The 7,509-nt window shown below is 59.8% G+C and carries 5 protein-coding genes and 1 pseudogene; 2 read left to right on the top strand and 4 right to left on the bottom strand.

Features of this window, described 5'->3' with window-relative positions; all coding sequences use genetic code 11:
- Window positions 1-157 (top strand): annotated as a pseudogene (locus GOOTI_RS26940) (MSMEG_1198 family transcriptional regulator); the annotation flags it as partial.
- Between the two features lie 62 nt (window positions 158-219).
- Here GOOTI_RS26940 and GOOTI_RS22880 read toward each other — a convergent pair.
- The 4 genes from GOOTI_RS22880 to GOOTI_RS22865 all read right to left on the bottom strand — a co-directional run bounded on the left by GOOTI_RS22880 (window position 220) and on the right by GOOTI_RS22865 (window position 6,737).
- Window positions 220-4,341, bottom strand: coding sequence for a trypsin-like peptidase domain-containing protein (locus GOOTI_RS22880; protein ID WP_007240979.1), 4,122 nt, complete (start codon window positions 4,339-4,341; stop codon window positions 220-222).
- The gene (locus GOOTI_RS22875) at window positions 4,323-4,640 is read right to left on the bottom strand and encodes a CU044_2847 family protein (protein ID WP_007240978.1); all 318 of its coding nucleotides are present in this window, start codon (window positions 4,638-4,640) and stop codon (window positions 4,323-4,325) included. Before GOOTI_RS22875 ends, GOOTI_RS22880 begins: the two co-directional genes overlap by 19 nt.
- 320 nt (window positions 4,641-4,960) lie before the next feature.
- Window positions 4,961-6,049 carry an inositol-3-phosphate synthase gene (locus GOOTI_RS22870; RefSeq protein ID WP_007240977.1) on the bottom strand — a complete coding sequence of 363 codons (1,089 nt, stop codon included), beginning with the start codon at window positions 6,047-6,049 and terminating at the stop codon, window positions 4,961-4,963.
- The gene (locus tag GOOTI_RS22865) at window positions 6,042-6,737 is read right to left on the bottom strand and encodes a PadR family transcriptional regulator (RefSeq protein ID WP_007240976.1); all 696 of its coding nucleotides are present in this window, start codon (window positions 6,735-6,737) and stop codon (window positions 6,042-6,044) included. The genes GOOTI_RS22870 and GOOTI_RS22865 overlap by 8 nt, the downstream gene beginning before the upstream one ends.
- A 226-nt stretch (window positions 6,738-6,963) precedes the next feature.
- Here GOOTI_RS22865 and GOOTI_RS22860 point away from each other — a divergent pair, with 226 nt between their 5' ends.
- Entirely contained in the window at window positions 6,964-7,353 is a 390-nt protein-coding gene (locus tag GOOTI_RS22860; RefSeq protein WP_007240975.1) for a DUF5318 family protein, read from the top strand.
- Window positions 7,354-7,509: the final 156 nt, after the last annotated feature.

Genomic DNA, 7,509 nt, shown 5'->3' with positions numbered 1-7,509 from the left:
CTATCTCGGACCGATGATGCATGAGCGGAAAGAACACGACGACCGACTCACGCTCACTCAGGCCTCTGTGTACCGCTGGTGCGGCCTGCACGCCCGCTACATCGTCAGCTGGTGCCGCAGGCACGGGCACGAGGATGTGCTCTCGCCGCAGGCGTGAGTTCGCGACTCACTTGACGATCGTTCAGTTCGACTTGCCCACGTTTCGGCTCATGACGGATGTCAGTGACGAACGCGATAGCGACCCAATCCCCTTCGGCACGCATCCACCCGGTTAGTATGCGACGCCTCGTCGAATGCAGGGTCGATCATCGACGGGTCCGCAGCGTAACGGCCGATCAGCGATCTGAAACTACCAACGGAGAGATCTTTCGCTGACTGCAGTCGTGCTTTTCCCATCGCTTCGTCGTTGCGGTAGTCGAATCCGAACATCTTTGAGCATCCGAGCGGATCTGCGAGACCGGTGATCCGACACGCCATGATTGCGCTCAACCCAATCAAGAAGTTCACGACTGGCGTCATGGCGCGACCGGACGTCATCACCCGAGCGCCGTCGAGACAGAGCATCGCGGCCTTAAGGAAGTTTAGAGTCGCTTCACTTCGGTCTGAACGAATGAAGTGTCGAATAAGCACTAGCGCGTATCCGAAGAGTGCCTCTGGATTCGTGACGTCGGTAACAAGCTGAGCCGTCGCCTTGTCGCCCACACGCAACGCGAGTGAATCGAACTCCGTAACGCGGTCCCGGAAATTGTCGACAAACTCAGCGAATTCGTTCGCCTGCACAAGTAGTTGGACAACCGAGATCATCGATACACGAGGCGCGTAACCTGCTTCTGCGTGAGCCCTACCCAGAATCATCGCTGCCCTAATGTCGCCGTCAGCGTATTGATCGACTATGCCAACGGCCTCTGTTGCTAGTCGGATGCGTTCGTCGGGTTCTGCCATTGCAGCGAGCTGAAGTAGTACATCGGCGTACAGGACGCGCCACGCGCGAGCTAGTAGAGGGTCAGCGATAGACAAATTGGTTTCGCTCGCGTCGAGTTGCATACGTGCTTCCGCGAACTGGCGACGTGACCGCAGATGCCGGGCTCTTTCGAACTTTAGCCTCAGGGACTGGGGATCTGCAGTGAGCCCTTTGTTCAAAATCGCATCGACTGGGAGCGGATCGAAATCCGAGCGCTTGATAAGCGCGACGCTGGTCTGGTATTGCGCCTCCACGCTTGCACGCATCACTGTGGAAAAGTGTGAGTGTCCGAATCTTCGCTGAAGTCTGTCAAGCGACAGAACTCGCTGCTCGTGCAAGTGCGTCAGCTTCTTTAGCTTTTGGTCGATTGGTCGACTCATCCACCGGCGGTCTGAGTGGTTTGCGATCTGCAGAATCGACCCCTCTCGGGACCAGGTGCTCTCCAAGAGCATGTATTCGATCTCCACCAGACGCATGTTCACTCCTGCGATACTTTGCGCCCATTTCCGGTATTGCTTCCGCAATGGTGCGAACCGGTTCATGGAGTCGTTTGTGCGTAGTGACGCCAATTGGAGGGTGTCCTCGAGAGCGAAGCGCTCTTCGGTGTCCACGCAACGGAGGAGGGTTAGCCATGCTGCAGGAGTAGGGCAATTGTCGACGACCCACCGGAGTTCGGAGATCGCTGCATCCCGCTCGAGCCGGGCCTGCTCCATGAGCCCTCGGTCGAACAACAACCTGGACAGTCTCCGACGTTGGCGCGCAGAGGTTAGGACAGGCCTGTTGTCACCCGCAATCGCGAGTTCTCGGAGGGTCTCCAGTACGGACGCCATATGCTTGATGGCCCGCTTCAAGAAAGGCTCGAGCAACTCTTTCTCTTCGTGGGCATCGAGCGTCGCGGCCGTAATAGATACGGCGCGGGTCGATAGGCAGTACTTACTTATTGATGATGAATCATCATCATCGCCGAACATTGTCTCCTGAAACTGTTTGACGCTTGCACGTAGAGTGGGAGAGCGCGAATCGAGGGCAGCGCTCGCCGAGATAAACTTGGCCACTAGATCGGCTATCTCGTTGTCGGGTGTGCTGACAGCGGTCATGTCAGCCACGACGCGCTGTACCTCATGCCACACTCCTCCCAGCTGTTCTGCGTCGCCGTCAACAATGAGTCGATGAATCTTCGCGCGAATCTGCAGTTGCCCAGCTACCGATGACGGACGGTCCGTGGAGCGCTCAGATAGCTCGCGTATCCAGGTTGCGGCGACATCGTCCACTGATCCGCGACTAATTGCGGATTCGCACGAGTCGAGTCGGATCCGCCAAGCAGTGTCGGTGTCTGCGACGGCGGGGCCACGCGTCGCGCGGTCGATCACTCTTCGCCTATAGGCATCGACCTGACGAGGAAAGTCGTGTACAAGATCGGTGTAACAGAGCTCGTTTGCGACGAGTTCCAGCGCGTATGCGCTCAAGTCGATCTTGGCTGGCACGGCGCAGTCACTGAGTTCGTCGAGCCGCCGGACCTCGTTTCTGATCGAGCGAATTCTGGATAGCGCTCGCGATAGCGTTTGATCCCCTTCTGCTGACGCAAATCGGGGGGGTGTAACGATGATAGGGCCCAGAGTACTGGTTCTGCTTGCTAGGGCGACTTCGTCGATCAACTCGTCAATAGTCGCAAGATTTGCGGGAGCTGGCTCAGCGGAAGCCGAATCGGTAGAGCGTGCCCGATCGATAGTACTGAGTAGCTTGTCGAGATTGGCTTTGAAATCGGAGTCATTGAGTCGGTGTTTGAGCATGTCGTCGTCGAGTGTCTCGTAGAGATCCTCTCCGCTAAGGTATATGGCCTCCTTGGCATTCCCTGGGATCGCTCGTCCGAGAATCGGAGTGATGTCAGCCGGTGTGCGGTGGCGTTCGGCCGCAGTTGCATCGGTGAGGTACGACCACACCGCGTCGACGAGGGCCGCGCGTTCAGCATCCGGTGTCGCTGTGATCGCGGAGCGGAATCGTTCGCGATACGCAGAGCGGAAGGCCTCTTTGGCCGCTGTACTCTCTTCATCGCTCACGGTGGCCGCGACCTCAGCATTGCGAAGGACGCGGATAAGATCACGCGGCGATCGCATGTGCGCTTCTAGGCTTTCGGCGAATCGAAGCGCAACTTCTGAGCTGGCACCTGTGACGTCGCTGACAATCAGTGCTGCTGACACCGCGTCTAATGGATCGATTTCGACTTGGGCTTGATCTGTTCTTTCGTCGTCGCGAAATACGCTCGGACTTGCGACAATGAGGGTGCACGCTGAGGCGAGAGGTCCGTCCTCCAACGTGTTCAGATCACTACAAAATGTATGATCAGTCGTGCTGAAGTGGTCGAGGGCGACGATGCAACCGGACATCTCTTGGCTGATACGGAGCCGAATGTGAGCAGCGACTGTTTCGGGTGGCGTTCCCCCGAAGGGGCTCGTTCTAATACCTAGATCAAACTGGTCTGTGATCGCTCGAAGGATGGGCCACTCATCTCCGACGCCGTTGTAAATGCCGACGTCGAAGTAGAATGCCCCGTCGAACCTCTCCTGAGGCACGCGCTTGAGCGTTTTGGTGACGACCGTTGTCTTTCCGATTCCGGGCGACCCGGTGATCCAGATCTGGTGACCGAGCCGCGCATCGTTCAGAATCTGCGCGATGTCGCCGGTACGCCCGTATCCCGCGCCGCGATTATGCGGAAGCTTAGTGCGAGTCTTGGCTAATCTTGAAGATTCGGTTCCGGTGAGTCGCAGTCGGAGGCCCGACAACATGGACAGATTACGGCCGTTATCGCGGATTGGCTGCAGAAACGGTGCGAGTGCTGATAGTGGTGCCATGAATCCACCGAGATCATTTGGTTTGCGAAAGTCTCGCGTCTTGCGAATCATCCCTACAGCGCACAGTGACTGCAAATCAATGATAGGACTGCCGCTGAAGCCCCTACTCACCTGGCCCCCGTTAAGGGCAATAAGCCTCCCGCCGTCCTCGGGGGACTCTCGCGTGCCGTTCGCGGTCAGGAACACACTCTCCCGGTGATCCGCGAACCTGGCAATGCATAGGTACCTTCTGTTGAATCGGATATCGCCTTCTGGAACCAGCCAGAAATCTGACGCTTGTTTGGCGTGGATGAGAGCGAGATCGTTGGGTTGGTCTACATGCAACACATCATCGCGCGTGTATGGCACATTGCCGACATAAAAACGGTCGTTGCCACCGATGTTGTGCGCCGCAGTGACAATATGCGACGGCGATACGAAGAAGCAAGTACCGTTATTCTCACCTGTGCTGATTGGGCGTACGGTCAAATCTGAAATCCACTTGAGATCCTCCTCGCCGAAATCTTCTGGGGTCAATGTAGATTCGCCCATTTGGCGACAACTTCGATGGAGCCGTCGATCTTGCCATCCGCGATGATCGCCACCGCTTTACCGCTTTGAATGCCGACGCCGAGCTTAATGGTGACTGACACCTCGTCTGGCGATGCGGCAGCGAGACGTGACTTGATGCCGTCAGCTAGGGGAGTGACGACGTCGAGCAGTGTCTCAGCCTTGATGGAAAGTCGTTTATCGGAGACGTCAGACTCGGGGTCCAGTACGAGTGCGGTGATGTAGATCTTGCTGTTGTCGTCGTTAACTACCTCGACGAGGTCATAGTCTTCACAGTTCATGACAGGTTATGCCTCCGATACGAGTGTCGTCTAGCGCACCTAAGGTGCGTCTCGTAGTTAAACCCGCGCTCATGACGCTGCGCTTGTTCCGTGATGGTCTGGTGAGGTTATAACGCGGAGCGCAGCTGTGAGCGCACGAGAGTGGTGACGCTCACATTGAATCGTCTGTTCGGATCACATCAGATCCGTGCACATCGTCACCGTGTCGCGACTCCGCCGAACTAAGAAATCCCCGCCAGGGGTTCGAGGGCGCTAAGCCCTCGAACCCCTGGCGGGGACGTTGTTGTGGTCTGTGCTGGCGCGACCGGGTACTGCCGTACTCAGCCCTCGATGAACGTCTCCAGCTGCTGGCGTGCGACATCGTCGGCGAGCTGCTCGGGCGGGCTCTTCATCAGGTAGGCCGAGGCCGGGAGGATCGGTCCGCCGATGCCGCGGTCCTTGGCGATCTTCGCGGCGCGCACGGCGTCGATGATGATGCCTGCCGAGTTGGGGGAGTCCCACACCTCGAGCTTGTACTCCAGGTTCAGCGGAACGTCGCCGAAGGCGCGGCCTTCGAGGCGAACGTAGGCCCACTTGCGGTCGTCGAGCCATGCGACGTGGTCCGACGGTCCGATGTGGACGTTCTTGTCCTCGACCTTGCCGGCGAGCGAGCCGGTGAGGTTCGCCGTGACAGCCTGGGTCTTGGAGACCTTCTTCGATTCCAGGCGCTCACGCTCGAGCATGTTCTTGAAGTCCATGTTGCCGCCGACGTTGAGCTGGTAGGTGCGGTCGAGTGCGACGCCGCGGTCCTCGAACAGCTTGGCCATCACGCGGTGGGTGATGGTCGCGCCCACCTGGCTCTTGATGTCGTCGCCGACGATCGGCACGCCTGCGGCGCGGAACTTCTCGGCCCACTCGGGGTCGGACGCGATGAACACGGGCAGGGCGTTGACGAAGGCGACGCCCGCGTCGATCGCGCACTGCGCGTAGAACTTGTCGGCCTGCTCGGAGCCCACCGGCAGGTAGGACACCAGGACGTCGACCTCGTTGTCCTTGAGTGTCTGCACCACGTCGACGCCGTCGCCGTCGGCCTCGGTGATCGTCTGCAGGTAGTACTTGCCCAGACCGTCGAGGGTGTGGCCGCGCTGCACGGTGACACCGGTCGGCGGGACGTCGGCGATCTTGATGGTGTTGTTCTCGCTCGCGAAGATCGCGTCGGAGAGGTCGAAACCGACCTTCTTGGCGTCGACGTCGAAGGCGGCGACGAACTCGACGTCGCGCACGTGATACTGCCCGAACTTGACGTGCATCAGGCCGGGGACGGTCGAGTTCTCGTCGGCGTCCTTGTAGTACTGAACGCCCTGGACCAAGGATGAAGCGCAGTTTCCTACGCCCACTATGGCCACGCGCACCTTATTGGGCTCACCCATGGTCGGGTTCTCCTTCTTTTTCTCTGGGACCGCGAACGTCGCTGGACCCTGGAACGTGGGTCACCGCCGGTGAATTCTGGGGCACCGGGGCGGTGTCGAGCGCAGCCGGTTCCGGCGGCTCGGGTGTTTCTTCTGTCCCGTCGCGGCCCTGCTGTGGGCTCGCGTCCGGAAGTGTGTGTTCTGCGGCGATGAGCTCGTTGAGCCAGCGCACCTCGCGCTCGCTGGATTCGAGGCTCAGCTCGTGCAGTTGGCGGGTATACCGGTCCGACGCGCGTGTCGCGCGGGTGACGAGTTCACGCAGTCCCTCGCGCCGCTCCTCGACCTGACGACGACGCCCCTCGAGGATGCGCATCCGGGCCACCGCCGGAGTCCTGGAGAAGAAGGCTAGGTGCACGCCGAACCCGTCGTCGGTGTAATTCTGCGGACCGGTGTCGGCGACGAGCTCGTTGAAGCGGGTGCGACCCTTCTCGGTCAGTTGGTACACGCGCCGACCGCGTCGAACTTTGACGCCCGCCGGCGCACTCGCCTCGTCGATCAGGCCGTCGGCCTGCATCCGACGCAGCGTCGGATACAGGGAGCCGTACGAGAACGCGCGAAAAGCGCCCAACAGTCCGGTGAGGCGTTTGCGCAGCTCGTAGCCGTGCATCGGCGACTCGAGCAGCAGTCCGAGAATGGCGAGCTCCAGCATGGTGCGCACCTCCTCGATTGTGTGAACTGTTGATCGCGAACGCCGCGCATCTCCGATGGGACGGCACAGCATGTCGCGCCGATGTTGTTCTCAATGTATCGCACCGATATAACCGTGTCGACGGGGGAGTGTCGAAGACGTGTCCCTCAGGTGTCCGGTGGACGACTCGGAGCTGGCTGGAGCGTCACAGAGACGCCGCCGATCGCGACGACGTACCCTGAAACACGTGCGCCAGATCGTCGACTACGCCTTGCAGCGTCGGTCGCGGCTGTCCGATGTCCACTCCGGCCGGACAGCCGTCGCCGACGTGTGCGATGCGAATCCCTACCTGTTGCGCGCCGCGAAGTTTCACGGGCGCCCGTCGTCGACGCTGTGCCCGATCTGCCGTAAGGAGCAGGTGACACTGGTTTCGTGGGTGTTCGGCGACCGGCTCGGTCAGGTATCGGGGTCGGCCCGTACCTCCGAAGAGATCGCGAGACTCGACGCGACTGCCGAAGAATTCACCGTGCACGTCGTCGAGGTCTGCCGTACCTGCAGCTGGAACCATCTCGTGCAGTCGTACGTTGCGGGTCTGCCGCCGCGATCGACACGACGTCGTCGGCGGGTGGCCGAATAACGATTGTTCCGCGATCGTCGACGAGAGATGTGACGCTCGTCGACGATGAGGCGTGTGTGGTGTGTGCCGCAGGTTTTTGCCGCGTAACCACCGCGTACGTCACAGTGGAGTGGGTTACATGCGATGGAGAAGTACTGTGAGGAGCGGCAAACCGAC

It is taken from the genome of Gordonia otitidis NBRC 100426 (assembly GCF_000248075.1).
GTDB lineage: Bacteria > Actinomycetota > Actinomycetes > Mycobacteriales > Mycobacteriaceae > Gordonia > Gordonia otitidis.
The sequence above is the reverse complement of the archived record's forward strand: the minus strand, read 5'-3'. Positions and strand labels throughout refer to the sequence as shown.